This window comes from uncultured Campylobacter sp. (assembly GCF_938045465.1).
GTDB lineage: Bacteria > Campylobacterota > Campylobacteria > Campylobacterales > Campylobacteraceae > Campylobacter_B.
On record NZ_CALIBF010000180.1, the window covers coordinates 1 to 16,013 of the forward strand.

At 47.3% G+C, this 16,013-nt stretch carries 16 protein-coding genes; 10 read left to right on the forward strand and 6 right to left on the reverse strand.

Going from position 1 to position 16,013, the window contains the following annotated elements; translation table 11 throughout:
- From Q0413_RS11265 to putP, 3 genes are all read right to left on the reverse strand, one after another.
- The coding region (locus Q0413_RS11265; protein ID WP_366939672.1) for a YccF domain-containing protein at positions 1-213 on the reverse strand (213 nt) is incomplete at its 3' end.
- 736 nt (positions 214-949) lie between these two features.
- Positions 950-2,293, reverse strand: coding sequence for a DUF2130 domain-containing protein (locus Q0413_RS08680; protein WP_298989011.1), 1,344 nt, complete (start codon positions 2,291-2,293; stop codon positions 950-952).
- On the reverse strand, positions 2,286-3,794 hold the full coding sequence (gene putP / locus Q0413_RS08685; protein WP_298989026.1) for a sodium/proline symporter PutP: 1,509 nt from the start codon (positions 3,792-3,794) through the stop codon (positions 2,286-2,288). The genes Q0413_RS08680 and putP overlap by 8 nt, the downstream gene beginning before the upstream one ends.
- A 169-nt stretch (positions 3,795-3,963) precedes the next feature.
- Between putP and Q0413_RS08690 the strand changes: the two genes are divergently transcribed.
- From Q0413_RS08690 to Q0413_RS08720, 7 genes are read left to right on the forward strand one after another with little or no spacing between them, the layout of a single operon-like run.
- On the forward strand, positions 3,964-4,626 hold the full coding sequence (locus Q0413_RS08690) for an amino acid ABC transporter permease (RefSeq protein WP_298989224.1): 663 nt from the start codon (positions 3,964-3,966) through the stop codon (positions 4,624-4,626).
- A complete protein-coding gene (locus tag Q0413_RS08695; protein WP_298989057.1) occupies positions 4,619-5,347 on the forward strand; it encodes an amino acid ABC transporter ATP-binding protein in 729 nt (242 codons plus the stop codon). Before Q0413_RS08690 ends, Q0413_RS08695 begins: the two co-directional genes overlap by 8 nt.
- 11 nt (positions 5,348-5,358) lie before the next feature.
- Positions 5,359-6,099 (forward strand): basic amino acid ABC transporter substrate-binding protein, encoded by a 741-nt coding sequence (locus Q0413_RS08700; RefSeq protein WP_298989071.1) that lies wholly within the window; start codon positions 5,359-5,361, stop codon positions 6,097-6,099.
- Between the two features lie 59 nt (positions 6,100-6,158).
- On the forward strand, positions 6,159-6,698 hold the full coding sequence (locus Q0413_RS08705; RefSeq protein WP_298989083.1) for a hypothetical protein: 540 nt from the start codon (positions 6,159-6,161) through the stop codon (positions 6,696-6,698).
- Positions 6,695-7,309, forward strand: a complete 615-nt coding sequence (thiE, locus tag Q0413_RS08710; RefSeq protein ID WP_298989095.1) for a thiamine phosphate synthase — start codon at positions 6,695-6,697, stop codon at positions 7,307-7,309. Before Q0413_RS08705 ends, thiE begins: the two co-directional genes overlap by 4 nt.
- On the forward strand, positions 7,296-8,072 hold the full coding sequence (locus Q0413_RS08715) for an undecaprenyl-diphosphate phosphatase (protein ID WP_298989108.1): 777 nt from the start codon (positions 7,296-7,298) through the stop codon (positions 8,070-8,072). The genes thiE and Q0413_RS08715 overlap by 14 nt, the downstream gene beginning before the upstream one ends.
- A 22-nt stretch (positions 8,073-8,094) precedes the next feature.
- Positions 8,095-9,918 (forward strand): phosphoethanolamine transferase, encoded by a 1,824-nt coding sequence (locus Q0413_RS08720; protein ID WP_298989124.1) that lies wholly within the window; start codon positions 8,095-8,097, stop codon positions 9,916-9,918.
- A 621-nt stretch (positions 9,919-10,539) separates the two neighbouring features.
- Here Q0413_RS08720 and Q0413_RS08725 read toward each other — a convergent pair.
- Positions 10,540-11,856, reverse strand: a complete 1,317-nt coding sequence (locus tag Q0413_RS08725; protein ID WP_298989131.1) for an aminotransferase class V-fold PLP-dependent enzyme — start codon at positions 11,854-11,856, stop codon at positions 10,540-10,542.
- Between the two features lie 125 nt (positions 11,857-11,981).
- On the opposite strand from Q0413_RS08725, the gene Q0413_RS08730 reads away from it, so the two are divergent.
- Both Q0413_RS08730 and Q0413_RS08735 read left to right on the forward strand, forming a co-directional pair.
- Positions 11,982-12,791: a DUF234 domain-containing protein gene (locus tag Q0413_RS08730; RefSeq protein WP_298989145.1), complete on the forward strand. Its 810-nt coding sequence runs from the start codon at positions 11,982-11,984 to the stop codon at positions 12,789-12,791.
- A 37-nt stretch (positions 12,792-12,828) separates the two neighbouring features.
- Positions 12,829-13,659 (forward strand): hypothetical protein, encoded by an 831-nt coding sequence (locus Q0413_RS08735; protein WP_298989156.1) that lies wholly within the window; start codon positions 12,829-12,831, stop codon positions 13,657-13,659.
- A 205-nt stretch (positions 13,660-13,864) separates the two neighbouring features.
- Here the strand turns inward: Q0413_RS08735 and Q0413_RS08740 are convergent, their stop codons facing one another.
- Positions 13,865-14,605 carry a hypothetical protein gene (locus Q0413_RS08740; RefSeq protein WP_298989169.1) on the reverse strand — a complete coding sequence of 247 codons (741 nt, stop codon included), beginning with the start codon at positions 14,603-14,605 and terminating at the stop codon, positions 13,865-13,867.
- An 88-nt stretch (positions 14,606-14,693) separates the two neighbouring features.
- Here Q0413_RS08740 and efp point away from each other — a divergent pair, with 88 nt between their 5' ends.
- Positions 14,694-15,260 carry an elongation factor P gene (gene efp, locus Q0413_RS08745; protein WP_297988966.1) on the forward strand — a complete coding sequence of 189 codons (567 nt, stop codon included), beginning with the start codon at positions 14,694-14,696 and terminating at the stop codon, positions 15,258-15,260.
- 273 nt (positions 15,261-15,533) lie between these two features.
- Here efp and Q0413_RS08750 read toward each other — a convergent pair whose 3' ends face one another.
- The gene (locus Q0413_RS08750; protein ID WP_298989190.1) at positions 15,534-15,767 is read right to left on the reverse strand and encodes a SelT/SelW/SelH family (seleno)protein; all 234 of its coding nucleotides are present in this window, start codon (positions 15,765-15,767) and stop codon (positions 15,534-15,536) included.
- Between the last annotated feature and the right edge of the window lie 246 nt (positions 15,768-16,013).

Here is a 16,013-nt window from a genome sequence, read left to right on the forward strand (position 1 = left end):
CAGCGACTCTGCGGCGACGATAAGCGAGCTTTTATTTTTGCGCACCATATCGCTAGTAAAGGGTAAAAATAGAAATTTACTGTATTCCATAAGACCCAATCCCGCGGGAACGATCCGACTAAAACGGTTAAGGATTAAACCCGACAAATAAGTTAAAATAGCCAAGATCCAACCGCCTAGAAAAAACCAAATAATGTTGCCTAAAATACGCATATTTTACCTCTTTATAAATTATGTAAATCAAGCAAGCCGCCTGCTACAGACGTTGCACAGCCTACCATTGCTTTTGCGGCGTATTTGATGCGACCTGCACGCTATGTCGCACAAAACGAGTCTTGTGCGCGCAAAATCTCCCATGCGCAAAACAACTGCGAAATGATAAGGGATGGGGTTTAACGATTGGCAACAAACGCTTTTCATCGATAAAATTTTAGTATGCAAATAACTGCGGCAAGAGTGTTTAAAAAATTTAAATTTATTTTAAAAAATATTAGAAATTCTAAAATTTCGACGCAGAAATTTAAAAAATTTCATAAATTTTTATGAAATTTACAGATCAAAATTTTAAAATTTTTACGGTACGGCGAAGCGAATTCTTAAAATTTTGCTATAGCTTTTAGTGTAAAATCTTCCTAATTGGGATACAAGATAGAAATTCCAAATTAAATTTTCGCGACGTGAAGCGCTTCCTTAATTATGAATTTAAATTTTACACGTGAAATTCCCGCGCCACACAGTGCGGCATATTTCTGCCGAGATAAAATTCGCAAGCAAAATTCCAACCTCGCAAACCCAAAAGCATACGGCAATTACTTCTTGAAATTCTAGCACCGCTTGTCCGCGGACAAATATCGCGTTACTTTACAAAATTTCAGCCTCACGACGCAAGCTCGCCTCGCTGCGAGCACGCCTCGCTCTCTCGCCATAGCCGCGATCTGTCTATACGCCGCTATGGCGTCTCGTCGCCGTCTTGGTCTTGGAGCGCGCTCGCTTCGCCCTCCGCCGCAATCGCCTCGAGGCTTAAAATTTCATCGACGTCCTCCAGCTGCGCTACGCCGTTTCCTGCGATGCTTCTGATGCTTGCGTGCATCGCGATCGCGCCGTCTCGCGCACGCGCGATCTGTTTTTCACGCTGTTTCCAGATGCGCTCCATCGCGTTGCGCTCCTTATTTAGGCTCTCTTGCATGCCGACGAATGCCGAAACGATCGTCTTTATCTGGTTTGCAAACTCGGGCGAGGTCAGATAGTCATAGAGCATCGCCGTTTTGCTATCTTGATTTTGCCCCGATCTTTTGGCAAACGCAAGCGCCACGACATGTTCGCGCAAGACGGCGCAAAGCCCCTTAAATTCCTCAAACGAACAGATCCAGATGCTAGCATCGCTTGGCGCTTGGTGCAGCCTAGAGCTGTGAGGCGGCATCTGCTCGGTTACGATAACGCCGATCTGCGCGCCCTCACCTATCATATCGTCTTTGAGTTTGTCGATCCATTTGGGCTCGAAGCTTTTCGTGCGCTTGCTCTCGTATAAAATTTTACCGCAGCCCGCAAACTCCCTCGTATGCACCATCTGCACGCAGTCTGCGCCGCGCGCGCCCTTTTTGACCTCATCTATCTCGTCCAAAGGAAAATTGAGCCGCAGATACTCCTGCAGCGCGAGCTCCTGCACCTCGCCCTGAAGCTGCTGCGAGCCCACCTCAGAGCGGCGCTTAAGCTCGTTTATTTGACCGATCAGGCTTTGGATCTGCTCATCTTTTTGGCGGAATTTCAGCTCGTTTTCCTGCGAAATTTGCTTCGAAAGCCGCTCGCGTTCCATGTTCATGCGGTTGGTTAGCTCGATCTCGGATTTAGCTTTATTCTCGGCTTCAAGCTCGCTAAATTTACGCTTTTGTGCCTCCATTTCCGCCTTTATTAAATTTAGCTCGGAAATTCTTTGCGATTTTTCTTGCAGCTCCTTTTGTAAAATTTCAAATTTCGCCGCGTTTTCGCTCTCGATCTGAGATTTTGCAAGCGCTAAAATTTTCTCCCGCTCGCTGTTTAGCGCAGAATCGGTCGCCGCTTTTACGCGCTGCTCGAAGGCGTTTTCCTTCGCTTGCAGCTGCGCCAGATGCTTCGCGTACTCCTCGCGCTTAGCGGCGATCTCGGCTTCAAATTTAAGCGTGGCTTCGTTTTGCTGCTGCTGCCACTTTCGCTTCTGCTGCAAAATTTCATCTTCAAATTTAGCCTTGATATCGCGCTGTAGCGCCTCGTCAATATCGATCGCGAAGCCGCAGTGCGGGCACTTTACGTTAGCCATTTTTACTTCCCAGACTCTGCTCTTTCATCTTTTCAAATTCCTGCGAAATTTGCGCGGCATTGGGCTCATCCGCCATCTTATCGAGCACGGAGTTGTAGCGATTTACGAGCAGTATCGCAAGCGCCGAAAAGCAAAAGCCCGGCAGCAGCTCATAAACGACCGCCGAAAGCCCCGATAAGATCCAGCAAATGACCGTGATACCGCCTACGAGCATACCCACCAAAGCCGAGAGCGCACTCATCTTTTTAGAATACAGGCTGAAAAGCAGTACCGCGCCAAAGCTAGCGCCAAATCCTGCCCAAGCGTTTCCGACGACGTTTAGCACCGTATCATTTGAGCCAAACGCCAAGATCGCGGCAACCGCGGCGATGATCACGACGGCGATGCGGCTGCTTAGCGTCTGCGTGCGCTCGCTTACCTCTTTTTTATAAAACGCAAAGATAAAATCCTTCGTAACTGCGCTCGCGCTTACCAAGAGCTGGCTTGAGATAGTGCTCATAATCGCTGCTAGCACAGCAGAGATTATGACGCCTAAGATAAATGGGTGAAAGAAAATTTTACCGAGCTCTAGAAAAATTTTTTCTGGATCGTCTATGCTAAGGCCTTTTTGCGAAAAATACACAAAGCCGATCAGACCGCTAAGCATCGCGCCCGCAAGACCTAACACCATCCACGAAATTCCGATGCGGCGCGCGCTATCAAGCTCGCGCGAGCTTCTAATCGCCATAAAGCGTACGATAATATGCGGCTGTCCGAAGTACCCGAGCCCCCAAGCAAGCAAGCCTAAAACGCCCAAGAAGCTTTGATTGTAAAATAGATCGAGGTGGCTCGCGCCGTATAGCCGCACCTGCGCGAAAAAGGAGCTATCCGCAGGGATCTGCAACGCGCGGTAAGAAAACAGAGGGATCAAAATAAGCACCGCAAACATCAGCGCGCCCTGAAATGCGTCCGTGATCGCGACGGCCTTAAATCCGCCGAAAAAGGTATAAAACACGACGATTAGGATCGTAGCGACCGCGCCGTATGTGAAGCTTAGCCCGAAAAAGCTCTCAAAGGTCTTGCCGCCCGCGATTATGCCGCTGCTAACATAGAGCGTAAAAAATATGATGATCAAAAGTCCTGAGATGATGCGAAGCGTCTTGGTGCGGTCTTTAAAGCGGTTTTCTAAAAAATCCGGGATCGTGACGCTGTCGCTTGCTACCTCGGTGTAAATTCTAAGCCTTTTGGCAAGAAATTTATAGTTGCACCACGCGCCCACGCAAAGCCCTAGAGCTATCCAGATATTGCAAATCCCCGTCGCAAACATCGCGCCCGGCACTCCCAAAAGCATCCAGCCGCTCATATCGCTAGCGCCCGCGCTAAGCGCCGTTACGAATGGCCCTAGGCGGCGATTGTCGAGCAGATACTCGCTCAAGCTCGCATTCTTGTCATAATAATACCTACCTATAAAAATAAGCGCGCCGAAATATATCGCGATTGCGCAATAGGTCCAAAAGCTCATCGTTGCCTCCTTTTAAAAAAGCTAATTTTACTCTATTTCAAATAAAATTTTACTTTCGGAATTTAGCCAGATTTTAACGAAATTTTAGTATTCTTGCCGTTTAAATTTTAAGAAAAAGGCGCCTTGGTTGAACGAGAAAATTTTAAAGGTCGTATTTGTTTTGACTGTAATCGCCGTGGGGCTTTATTTCACCTATCCCGAACTGAGCGAAGCGCAAAAAATTTCATACGCCAAAAGCTACGGCATCACTCTTATTTTGACCTCCGGCGGCATTGTGATCGGTATCGCATTAGGATTTATGCTGGCATTTTTAAAATTTCTAAACAATAAATTTTTAAGCTTCATTATCGACGAATACGTGGATATCATCCGCGGAACTCCAATCGTTATCCAGCTGATGGTGTTTGTGTTTATAATTTTTGCTACGTGGAGCAATAATATCGCAGCTGCGATCTTTGCGCTGGGGCTTAATAGCTCAGCTTACGTCGCGGAGATCGTGCGCGGCGGCATAAATAGCGTCGATCGCGGCCAGATGGAAGCTGCGCGCGCGATGGGGCTAGGCTACGGCACGGCGATGAAAGAGATCGTCTTTCCGCAGGCGATAAAAAATATCCTGCCTGCGCTTGCGAATGAGTTTATTAGCCTATTTAAAGAGACCTCGGTCGTAGGCCTCGTAGCAATTACTGATCTTACGTTTTTTTCAAAAAGCATGCAGGCTGCGCTTTATACCGTCCAGCCGATACTTTTTGCCGCAGTGCTTTACTATGCAAGCGTGAAATTTTTCTCGCTTCTGGTAAAAATGCTAGAAAGTAGGTTAAACCGCAATGATTGAAATATCAAATTTAACCAAATCCTACGGCAATTTATCGGTGCTAAAAGGAATTTCAAAGACCATAAATAAAGGCGATATCGTAGCGATAATCGGCCCTAGCGGCGGTGGAAAATCGACGTTTTTGCGCTGCTTAAATTTGCTCGAAACCCCAACTAGCGGCACTATTAAAATAGACGGCGAGGGTATTACCGATAAGCATACTGATATTAATAAAATTCGCCGCAAAGTTAGTATGGTGTTTCAGCATTTCAACCTCTTTGCAAATAAAAACGTGCTGGAAAATTTAACTCTAGCGCCCATAAAAGCGGGCATTTATACCAAAGAACAAGCCTACGCAAAAGCAGAGGAGCTGCTGCAAAAGGTCGGTCTTAGTGATAAGACCTATACTTATCCGCACAAGCTTAGCGGCGGACAAAAGCAACGCATCGCAATCGCTAGAAGTTTGGCGGTAAATCCGGACGTGATTTTATTCGACGAGCCCACTTCGGCACTAGATCCCGAGATGATCGGCGAGGTGTTAGGTATAATGAAAGAGGTCGCCAAAGAGGGCATTACGATGCTTGTGGTAACGCACGAGATGGGCTTTGCACGCAATGTCGCAAATAGGATTTTTTTTATGGAGGGCGGCAAGATCGCTGTGGACGATACGCCTAAAAACGTATTTGAAAATCCGCAAAATCCGAGATTGAAAGAATTTTTAAATAAAATTTTAAACCACTAAAGGAGAGGGAAATGAAAAAATTTATGAGATTTCTAGTTGCGAGCGCGTTGTTTTGCGGTTCGCTAGTCGCTAAAGACATCACCAAAGATACGCTTATCGTAGGTACAAACGCCGAGTATCCGCCGTTTGAGTTCGTGGATGAAAACTCCAAGGTTACCGGCTTTGATATGGATCTAGTAGCCGAGCTTGCCAAGCGCGCGGGCGTGAAATACGAAATTTTAAATATGAGCTTTGACGGGCTAATCCCTGCGATTAAAAGCGGCAAAATCGACATGATCGCCTCGGGAATGAGCGCGACACCGGCTCGCAAAAAGGCGATCGATTTCACAAATCCTTACTACAAGGTCGAAAATTTATACGTCAAGCGCAAGGACGATAACTCGTTAAATTCTAAGGCGGATCTACAGGGTAAGCGTCTTGCCGCGCAGCTAGGCACTATTCAGGAGCTTGCGATCAGAGACATCAAAGGCGCCGAGGTTAGCGCTACGGAGAACGTCTTTGTAGCCGTTATGTCGCTGAAGAACAAAAAGATTGACGCACTTTGCGTGGATTCATCCGTGGGCTACGAGTATCTTAAGAAGAATGACGATCTAACCGCATTTTTTAAAGAATCCGACGGCAGCGAGGGCTTTTCGATCGCATTTGATAAGGGCAAGTATCCCGAGCTGCTCGCTAAATTTAACGCAGCGCTTGAGGAGATGAAAAAGGACGGAAGCTACGAAAAGCTTTTGGAAAAGTATAATTTAAAATAATCCGCAAAATTTAGGCGCAAATTCCTCTCATAGAATTTGCGCCGCCTAAGAGGAATCCTATGAAAAAGATATTTTTAGCACTTGCGATTTTGCTCTGCACGCAGAGCTTTGCGGAGCAAAAAGACAGATACGGCATCGCTGCGTTTGCAGGTCTTGGCAATGACGGCAGAACCTTTGTTTTTACCTTTAGAAAGGCTCAAAAAGATCGCTTCTTTCCCTGCGACTTAAAAAATTTAAACATAATCGCCGCGGGCGCTTCTAAATGCATAACGGACGCTAAGGAGATGAAAAAATTCGACAAAGAATATAAAAAAGCTCTCGAGTCCGTTATAAGACCAGGCAAGCGCTACTACGTAAATTTAATCGATCGCGGCAACGACGCCTATGTTTGCGACGCAAGCGATCCTAAAAGCAATCTGCGATTAGACCTAGTGGCGGCGGGATTTGCCGTGCCGACAACCGACGATAGCGAACTTCTTTTAAAAGCTGCCGAGGAAGCCAAAGAGGCTAAGCGCGGAATGTATAGCGCAAAATTTTGGGATGTTACCAACTGCATTTTAAACGGCGTACCTATACCTAAAAAAGACGAGGATAGATGAGCGAAATTTACGCGCTTAGCGACGATGCCTTAACGCCGCCGCAAACTATCTTTTTGCAGATAGATGAAATTTTACGCTGCGGCGTAAAGCTCGTGCAGTACCGCAGCAAGCTCGCCGCGCGGGATGAAGCCTTAATCCGCTCTCTCATCGGTCTTTGCGAGGATTACGGCGCCAAACTCATCATCAACGACGATGCGGCGCTCGCCAAAAAGCTCGGCGCGCACGGCGTGCATATCGGAGCTGACGACGGCGAGACGGCGCAGGTGCGCGAGTTTTTAGGCGCGGATAAGATCATCGGCGTTAGCTGCTACGCTGGTCTTGCTCGCGCGCAAAAGGCCGAGGCGCAGGGCGCTAGCTACGTAGCCTTCGGCTCGCTAAGGCGCGGCAAGACAAAGCCTGATGCGCCGCTTTGCCCCGATGCGCTCGTGCAAGAGGCGCGAAAATCTTTAAACCTCCCAATCGCCGTAATCGGCGGGATCAGCTTAGAAAATTTAAATGAAATTTTAGCTCTCAAACCCGATTATATCGCAATGGTAGAGGCGATCTACAGACCCGCTTCGATCACTCAGAATTTAGCAAATTTAAAGGAAAAAATGGATGAATATATTTGACGTCGTGATTTTAGGCATCGTCGAGGGGCTGACGGAGTTTCTGCCCGTAAGCTCGACCGGGCATATGATCCTAGCTGCGAAACTGATGGACCTGCAGCAAACCGACACGCTTAAATGCTTTGAGGTCGTTATCCAGCTAGGCTCGATCCTAGCGGTCGTCGCGATGTTTTACAAGCGGCTTTTGGTCGATTTTAAGCTCTGGTGCAAACTTATCGTGGGTTTCATCCCCACTGCAGCGATCGGCTTTTTGCTCTATAAAAGCATCAAATCGCTCTTCGCGCCGCAAACGGTCGCCTACGCGCTGATCGGCTGGGGCGTTATTTTTATCGCAGTCGAGCTCTTTCGCAAGGCGCGCCCTACAGAAAGCGAGCTAGAGCATCTGGATCAAATTTCATACGTTCAGGCCTTCATCATCGGGCTTTCGCAATGTTTTGCGATGGTGCCGGGCACTTCGCGCAGCGGCGCTACCATCATCGCAGGGCTTCTGTGCGGGCTAAGCAGAAACCTGGCCGCGCGTTTTAGCTTCCTACTCGCGATCCCTACGATGTTTGCGGCGACTTTTTACGACACCTATAAAAATTTAGACGCCTTCGCGCAAAACTCCGACAATATCACGACCTTTCTCGTAGGCGGCGCAGTGGCGTTCGTCGTGGCGCTTGCGGCGATCAAGCTATTTCTAAGCTTCGTCTCGAAGTTTGACTTCATCCCGTTTGGAATTTATAGAATTCTAATCGGCGCCATCTTTTTCATCTTCGTTTTTTAAACGCAATCATCAAAGGAATTTCATGAGCTTTGTAAAAAATATCGGCGCATTTTTGAGAGACAGATTTAGCCTCCTATCGGCATTCGGCGGCGCGGTGCTAAACGCATACGCGCTAGTTTTAGCATTAAATTTATCGCTCGGGCTGCTTCTTATCGCACGCGGCGGCGAGATACCCCCCGCGCAGGCGCTGTTTTTTGCGACGTCTGCGATCTGCGGCGTGACGATACTTTTTTTCGCGCTTTACGCGCTTAGCTTTTACAGCGCCAGGCTATATAAAATTCTCGCCTTTGCGCTTTTGGCGCTAAACGTAGCCTTCGCGATCGCTCAGATTTTTTTGATCTTTAGCTTGGAGCTTACCTACTCGCACGGCACGCTGGATGCGCTGGTGCAAACAACGCCCAAGGAGGCCTTTGAGTTCGCGCATGCGTTTTTAAATTTCAAGCTGATCGCGGCTTTTTTAGCGCTTTTAATATTCGTCATCGCTGTGCTTAGGCTTAGAGTGAGCGAGCGAGTGCGGATGAAGCTATGTCGCGCGATAAAGCTAGTTTTTTTACTTAGCTTGCTCGTTTTTGCCGCGCATACGGCATTTAAAACCTACGTAGCCAAAAGCTCAAAAATGCGTGCCAGCGTCATAATCGCGCTAAATAAAATTCCGATTTACAACTTCGCTTTCGTCACGAAGGACTATTTCGGCGCCGATTTTAAAAGCGTGCGCGAGCTGCAAGCCGGATATCAAAGCATCTACTCCTCGCATTCGCACAAAACGGCGCCGAACCGCGTCTCAAACGTCATTTTCATCATCGGAGAGAGCTTACAGCGAAATTTTATGAGCCTATATGGCTACTATCTGCCCACTACGCCGAACTTTCAGGCGCTTGAGCAAAGCGGAAATTTAATCGCCTTTAGCGACGTCGTCTCGCCGGGCGCTAAGACCAACGACGTGTTAAAATACGTGCTAAATTTCGGAAATTACGAGAGCGAAAAGCAGCGCCCGTGGAGCGCCAACCTCGACATCGTAAATCTCGCGCGGCTGGCAAACTACGAGACCTTTTGGATCAGCAACCAGGAGCGCTACGGGCAGTGGGCGGTAGCAAGCGGCGCGAGCGCGAAGATGACGGATCATTCGGACTTTACGAATCAAATCCCGGTTTACAAATACGCCTACTCGCTCGACGAAGTTATGCTTCCTAGCATAAAAAATTTCAAATCGGGCGCGAAAAGATCGCCCCTTGCGCGCAAGGACGAAAGCTCCGCCGCAGAGGTAAATGGTACGCAGAAAAAGGATAAATTTTTCATCCTTCATCTGATGGGCTCGCACCCGAGCTACGAGTTTCGCTATCCGAAAAGCTTTGCTAAATTTAGCGCCGCGGATATCTCGCGCGAGCCGCTTGATGAGGGGCAGAAAAAAGAGCTCGCGCACTACCTAAACACCGTGGCTTACAATGATTTTATCGTAAGCGAAATTTATAAAATTTTCGCAAACGACAACACGCTGATAGTCTATTTCAGCGATCACGCCCAGAGCCTTTATCAATACCGCGGCAAGCTAATCCACGGCGGCATCAACCGCTTCACGCTCGAAATCCCGCTGATTTTCATGGCGTCGGATAAGTTCAAAAAGCAAAACACAGATCTTTGGGCGCGCATCGCAGCAGCCAAAGACAGGCCGTTTTTAAACGACGATCTCATCCACGCGATCGCAGAAATTTTAGAGATGACCGACCTACCCGAGTACGATCCCGCTCGCTCGGTGATCAATGCCGATTTCAATGCCTCTCGCCCGCGCATCATCGAGGGGGTCGATTACGATAAGGTTTACAAGCTGCAGAAGGAATTCGGCGAGTAAATTCGGTGAAATTTTGCGCCTTTTAGCAGCGCAGAATTTCGCCTCTTAAAATTTGCACTCTTATCGCAACTGCTCGCGCCTTAATTTAGCTTTCGGGCGGGCGCATATTTTCGCCGCCACGAGCTCTGCGGTAAAATTTCTCGCCGCGGAAGTCTGCCGAGCAAAATTCAGCTTTGTAAAATTTCAAAATTTTGCGGCTAAAATTCCACGGCGCAGAATTTTCCATGCGTTCACGAAATATAAAATTTGCAAAGCTAGTTCGAATAGCGAAATTTTGAAATTTAGGAATTTTAAAATTTGGCGGTATAAAAATTTATCCACGCGGCACGGAATTTTACCGATCAAATTTCACGGCGCAAAATTCCTCAGCACAAAATTTACCGATAGAATTCAGCTCGTAATTTAAAATTTCAAAATTCTGCGTCGCAAAATTTTATGTCGAAAAATTTCGCGTCCCAATCGGCACGAAGTATCTGCTGCCCGAGCCGCGCATAAAATTCTACGCTTCAAAATTCCAAGTCATAAAATTTTACGCTACGAAATTCCACCGACAAAATTTTATGTCGCAAAACTCCGCGCCGTGAAATTTAAAAGCAGCTATTGCTACAAAATTCCGCGAGCTTAATTTATGCTGCCGCAGCGATATTTGCCCGCTACGAAGGTGATTTTATCGCGAATTTTAGCGATCTGTCTTAGCGCCTCCGCTAAGAAATCCACGTCGCTTTCGTCATGGATGAACGAGAAGCTAGCCCGCACCCAAGCGGGTTTGCGCGACATTTCGGTATCGGGTTGCAAGCCGAGCAGATCAAAGCCGTAAGGCGCGGCACAGTCGCATCCTGCGCGAGTCTGGATCTCAAATTTCTGCCCGAGCACCCCAGTTAGCGCGTCTGCGCCGAGACCTTTCATATTAAAAGCAAAGATCGGCACGCGCGGCGCGGCGAGATTGCCGTAAATTTCAATCTCGGGGATTTTTGAAATTTCGTTTATGAAGCGCCTGCAAATCGCCTCTTCGCGCGACTTGATAGCCTCTAGCCCCGCGCTTTTGCGAAGCTTTAGAGCAAGATAAGCTCGCACCAGCGCGATGATGCCGGGCGTGCCCGCCTCCTCCAAGCGCTCCTTATCGATTATAAAGCGCTGCGTTAGGGCATCTGCGTATTTGATCGTGCCGCCTCCCGCGAATGTCGGCTCCTCGCCGCGCAAAAGCTCCTTTCGCACCGCCAAAATCCCGCTAGCGCCCACTCCGCCCAAAAGCTTGTGCGCGCCGAAAAACACTCCGTCGCAAAAGCCGAGATCTACGTTTTCGTGCGCGATGAGCGCGCTAGCGTCCACAAACAGCCGCCCGCCGTGCGCTTTTAGCATCAAGTAAGCGCGCTTGTAATCGAGCTTAAGCCCCGTCACATTCGATGCCGCAGTAAGGACGCCGTAAATTTCGCGCCCTTTGTTTGCGGATAAAATTTCGCCCAGCCGCGCAAAGTCCATCAGTCCGCTTGGATCCAGCGGCACGCGCACGACCTCGCAAAGCCCCTGCCTTAGGCTGATCTCCACGGAGTGGTGCTCAAAAGGCGAGATGATGAAAAGCGGCAGCTCTTTTATGCTCTCGCGCCGCAAGCCGAGCCTATCTCGCGTCGCTGGCGGCAGGTAGATGCCTAAAATTTCCCAAAGCTTCTTTATCGCCGCAGTCGCGCCGAATCCGCACGAGATCAGATAGTAGCGCTCCTCGCAGCCTAAAAGCTCTTTGATTTTGGCTCTTGCATTTTCGTAGTAATCGCTCGTAATCTCGGCGTTGGCTCCGCCTGCGGAATGGACGTTGGCGTATGTTGCAAGCACGCGCTCGATCTCCGCTTCTATAGGGCGATACGCAAGCCCCGAGGCGGCGAAATCGAAGTATTTGACCCCCTCTTTTAAGATGATATTTTCTTTGATCGTTTCAAAATCCAAAGCGCGGCTCCAAAATTTTTGCAAATTATATCCAAACTCGCTAAAATTACGCCCGCAAGGAGGGCGAAATTTACGAGTTAAAAGACACTGCGCGAAATTTAGGCGATGTTGGTATCAACGCGATTTTGCAGTTTCATTTCGTATTTGACGAGATAGGCTGTATAAGCGGCTACGCGGACGTTTTTGAAGCGATCGAAAATGAAATTTTGCTCTGCTTTGAACATCTCGGCGAGCGCTTTAAATTTGGCGGCGAGCACGAAGAGCAGATCAAAAAGGCGCTGATGAAATTCGCTAGAAGCGACCGCAAAAAAATAGGAATTTCAAAAATCTTGCCGCGGTTTACGGCACAAAAAATCACTGCAGATCTCATAAACGCGAAGTTTTTAATCACCGAAAAATCAAGCGAGCAAAGGGCGCAAAAAGAGCGCAAAAACGACCGCCTCCCGCGCGCGCTGCGCCGCTACCATATCACCGACAAGGTCCATTTTAGCAGCAACTTTGCGAGGTTTTGGTTTAGATTTATCGAGCCGAACCTGCCCGCGCTGCGGCGCGGCGAGATAGAGCGCGTACTAAGCCTAATCAAAGCGGATTTCAACGCCTACGCGGGGCTCGGGTTTGAAATTTTAAGCAAAGAGCTACTCGCGAAGTATCTAAATTTAGAGATTTCGCAAATTTCAAGCTTTTGGAACAAAGAGGTCGAGATCGACATCTACGCGAAATTTGAGAGCTTTTGCGTCGCGGGCGAGTGCAAATACAAGGAGCGAAAAATTTCAAAAAACGTGCTAAACGAGCTCATACTCAAATGCGAAAAAGCGCACCTCGCGCCCGATCTGCTCGCGCTGTTTTCCAAAAGCGGCTTTAGCGGCGAGCTAGCAAGCCTAAAAAGCGATAAAATTTTACTCTTCTCACTCGAGGATTTTAAAATTTTACTTTGAATACGGACGTAAAATAAATGATTATAAGGGAATTATCATGAAAAATATAGTTTTGGCGATATCGCTAGGCGTGCTTTTGAGCTTAAGCTTAGCAGGATGCGATAGGAGAGAAATAGAGGATATTCAAACGGAGGATTTTTATGCCGCCAATCCGGATAAAGCAAAAAGCGTCTCCGAGGCGTGCGCCCTAGCCGATCTATCCAAAGAATCGGCAGAGATTTACGACAACTGCGAACGAGCCGCGATGGCGTATTTTAAAATCTTCTATAAAAATATGATGCAAGCGGCATCAAGGCAAGAAGTAAAGGCGCAAGATGAAAAACAAAAAGCTATGTGCGAACGCAAAGAGGTGCGAAATACGGAATTCGACGTGGAATGCTTTTTGTTTCTAGCCGCCACGGGTTTGCCGATAAACTCTACAGCGCCTAAAAATAGGCTGACTTATCTACTGGAGGAATGCAGAAATGATACAATCAGCCCGAAATGTAGGCTTTTAAGAAAAGAGGCGAAATTTTTCACTGAAGGCTCTAGAATGAGCAAAGAAGAGGTCTACGAGGCATTATCGAAAAAATTGCAAATCGTGATAAAAGACTATATTAATTTTTACGTATCGCAAGGTAGATTCGATGAAAATCCAAACAAGATAACAAGCATGAGGGTCGAGCAGATAGCTCCAAACTCGATTAGCATAGGCACGACGAGCTATGTCAGCTGCTTTACTATAACCGCAATCGATACGGGCAAAAACGCTAGTTTGGAGATACGAAAAGGCGCAAGCCAAAATGACGAATTCTGCATGCAAACATATAAACTACCCGAAGTTGCAAAAATTCTAAATGAAAACGGCGGCGTTATTAGGCTTAGATAGTAAAATTTTATATTTTCAAATTTGACGGCAAAGCTTCAAGAGCTTAATTTTAAAGTTAAATTCCGCCGCTTGAAATTTTAAAGCGACGGAATTTTGTAAAATTTCAGCTCGCACGGGCGGCTATGCTGCGCGCGACTTGCACTACCGCGAGCAAACTTGCGCTGTTTGTGCACAAACCTCGCGCCCTAAATTCCGTAAATTTAGACTATTTTTTCACCTTGATCACGTATGGCACCGATTTGATCACGCCTTTGGAAAAGAGCGTCTTGGTGTCCGCATACACGGCGTCAAGCTCGGCTTTTGAGACGTCCGCATCGCTTACCTGCGCGTCCTTGTTATAGTATTTCTCGATCACGTCGATCGCGCCCTTTTGATCGCTCGGCGAGAGAGCCTTCAGCTGCTTTAAAACCAGCGCCGATTTGATAAACGCGCTCTTGCCGTGCACCGGCGCAAAGATCAATTTTACGTTGCTGTTGCGAAGATACTTCGTGATCCTCTTCATCTCCTCGGCGCAATACGGACACTCCGGATCGCCCACGATGTAGGTCACGTAGGGATTATTTTTATCAAACGACTCGATATAGGCAAATCTCGCCGGATTTATGCTTTTTAGTAGCTCAAGTGCGGCGGCATCTCTGGCGTCCTTTAAAATTTGAGTTCTCATCTTAAACAGCGCCGCATCCGCCGCGTCTGCAAGCTTAGGCTCCTCTGTTACCGCCACTAGACTTTTGCCGTCGTCGCTAGCCAAAAATGCCTCTTTTTTATCGCCCGAGCGGACGATCAGCAAATTTAGCCCGTTTAGCGAGTTTAGCTTGTCGATCGAGATGAGCTGAGCGTTTTTATCATTTAGACTTTGCTTTAGGTTTTTTACGAACTCCGCTTCGTTCGCATTCGCGCCAAGCACAAAAGCCACACACGCAGCCAAAACGTAGATGATTTTTTTCATAGCTTCCCTCCCCTTAAAATTTCGCCAATTATATCAATTTAAAATAAAATTTGTTATAATCGCGCCCTATCAATTTAAGGAGAAATTTATGGCTTATTCAATGGGCGATCTAAAAAAAGGTCTAAAAATCGAGGTGGACGGAATTCCGTTTAAAATCATAGAATACCAACACGTAAAACCGGGAAAAGGGCCTGCTTTCGTACGCGTTAAAATAAAATCTTTCATCGATGGCAAGGTGCTTGAAAAGACCTTCCACGCGGGCGATAAATGCGAGGCGCCGAATCTTGAGGAAAAAGAGATGCAGTATCTCTACGACGATGGCGAGGCGTGTCAGTTCATGGATACCGATAGCTACGAACAGATCGCGATTAGCGACGAGGACGTGGGCGAGGCGAAAAAATGGATGCTTGACGGCATGATGGTGGACATTATGTTTTACAACGGCAAGGCGATCGGCGTCGAGGTTCCGCAGGTGGTGGAGCTTAAGATCGTAGAAACTGCGCCGAATTTCCGCGGCGATACGCAGGGCAGTAACAAAAAGCCCGCCACGCTTGAAACAGGCGCCGTGGTGCAGATCCCATTTCACGTGCTCGAAGGCGAGGTCATCCGCGTAGATACCGTCCGCGGCGAGTATATCGAAAAAGCAAACAAATAATCCTCATATTTTTGCGAAATTTTAATTTCGCAAAAATTCCTCTTTCTTTTAAAATTTATAAACTCCGGATGATAAATTTAAACCGCATCGGTTGCGTAAATTTTGATTAAAATGGCTTTTCGAATTTGCCGAAATGTGGGATAATTTAGTCTAAATTTTACGCAGCGCTGATTTGGCAAATTCAGGATGGTTTTATGATTAAATTTACGGATATGAAATTTGAGTATAAAAACGCCCGAAAGCAAATCTTACGACCCGCTTTCGGGCTTTGAGCTAGGCTGCACCTTTAATTAGATTTAAAATTTCACCTTCACTTGGGAAACGAGGCCTAGCAAAATCTTTATTGAAGAAAAGCTTTCTGCCGTCAACTTCTACTAGAAAGTCTCCGCTGCCACCAGGGACCAACTCGACAACTGCATCCTTATAGACGCCTGTTATTTCATCTCTCACACGGAGAGCTTGCGGTCTATAAGATCAAGAATTACAATAAGTAATTACAACCTTCATCTTTATTCCTTTCTAAAAAAGTGCCACATTCTAGCAGAACTAGCTTAAATTTTAATATAAAAGTTGGGTTCCGCGCGCCTCAGCTTTTAAAATTTACGAGCGAAATTTCGCCGTTCGCAAAGCTCTAAATTTCACTACTGCAAGCTTGAAGCTAGTCCTCAAATTTTAAAATTTCATCATAACAGAGATAAAAATCGCAGCCCTGCGCATGGAATTTCTTATCGCCGTGGAAGTGTCCGAAATACC

What these genes read in the sequence shown, in the direction of transcription:
- Q0413_RS08680 (WP_298989011.1), bottom strand. Translation starts at nt 2,293, where the DNA reads ATGGCTAACGTAAAGTGCCCGCACTGCGGCTTCGCGATCGATATTGAC.
- putP (WP_298989026.1), bottom strand. Translation starts at nt 3,794, where the DNA reads ATGAGCTTTTGGACCTATTGCGCAATCGCGATATATTTCGGCGCGCTT.
- Q0413_RS08695 (WP_298989057.1), top strand. Translation starts at nt 4,619, where the DNA reads ATGATTGAAATATCAAATTTAACCAAATCCTACGGCAATTTATCGGTG.
- Q0413_RS08700 (WP_298989071.1), top strand. Translation starts at nt 5,359, where the DNA reads ATGAAAAAATTTATGAGATTTCTAGTTGCGAGCGCGTTGTTTTGCGGT.
- Q0413_RS08705 (WP_298989083.1), top strand. Translation starts at nt 6,159, where the DNA reads ATGAAAAAGATATTTTTAGCACTTGCGATTTTGCTCTGCACGCAGAGC.
- thiE (WP_298989095.1), top strand. Translation starts at nt 6,695, where the DNA reads ATGAGCGAAATTTACGCGCTTAGCGACGATGCCTTAACGCCGCCGCAA.
- Q0413_RS08715 (WP_298989108.1), top strand. Translation starts at nt 7,296, where the DNA reads ATGAATATATTTGACGTCGTGATTTTAGGCATCGTCGAGGGGCTGACG.
- Q0413_RS08720 (WP_298989124.1), top strand. Translation starts at nt 8,095, where the DNA reads ATGAGCTTTGTAAAAAATATCGGCGCATTTTTGAGAGACAGATTTAGC.
- Q0413_RS08735 (WP_298989156.1), top strand. Translation starts at nt 12,829, where the DNA reads ATGAAAAATATAGTTTTGGCGATATCGCTAGGCGTGCTTTTGAGCTTA.
- Q0413_RS08740 (WP_298989169.1), bottom strand. Translation starts at nt 14,605, where the DNA reads ATGAAAAAAATCATCTACGTTTTGGCTGCGTGTGTGGCTTTTGTGCTT.
- efp (WP_297988966.1), top strand. Translation starts at nt 14,694, where the DNA reads ATGGCTTATTCAATGGGCGATCTAAAAAAAGGTCTAAAAATCGAGGTG.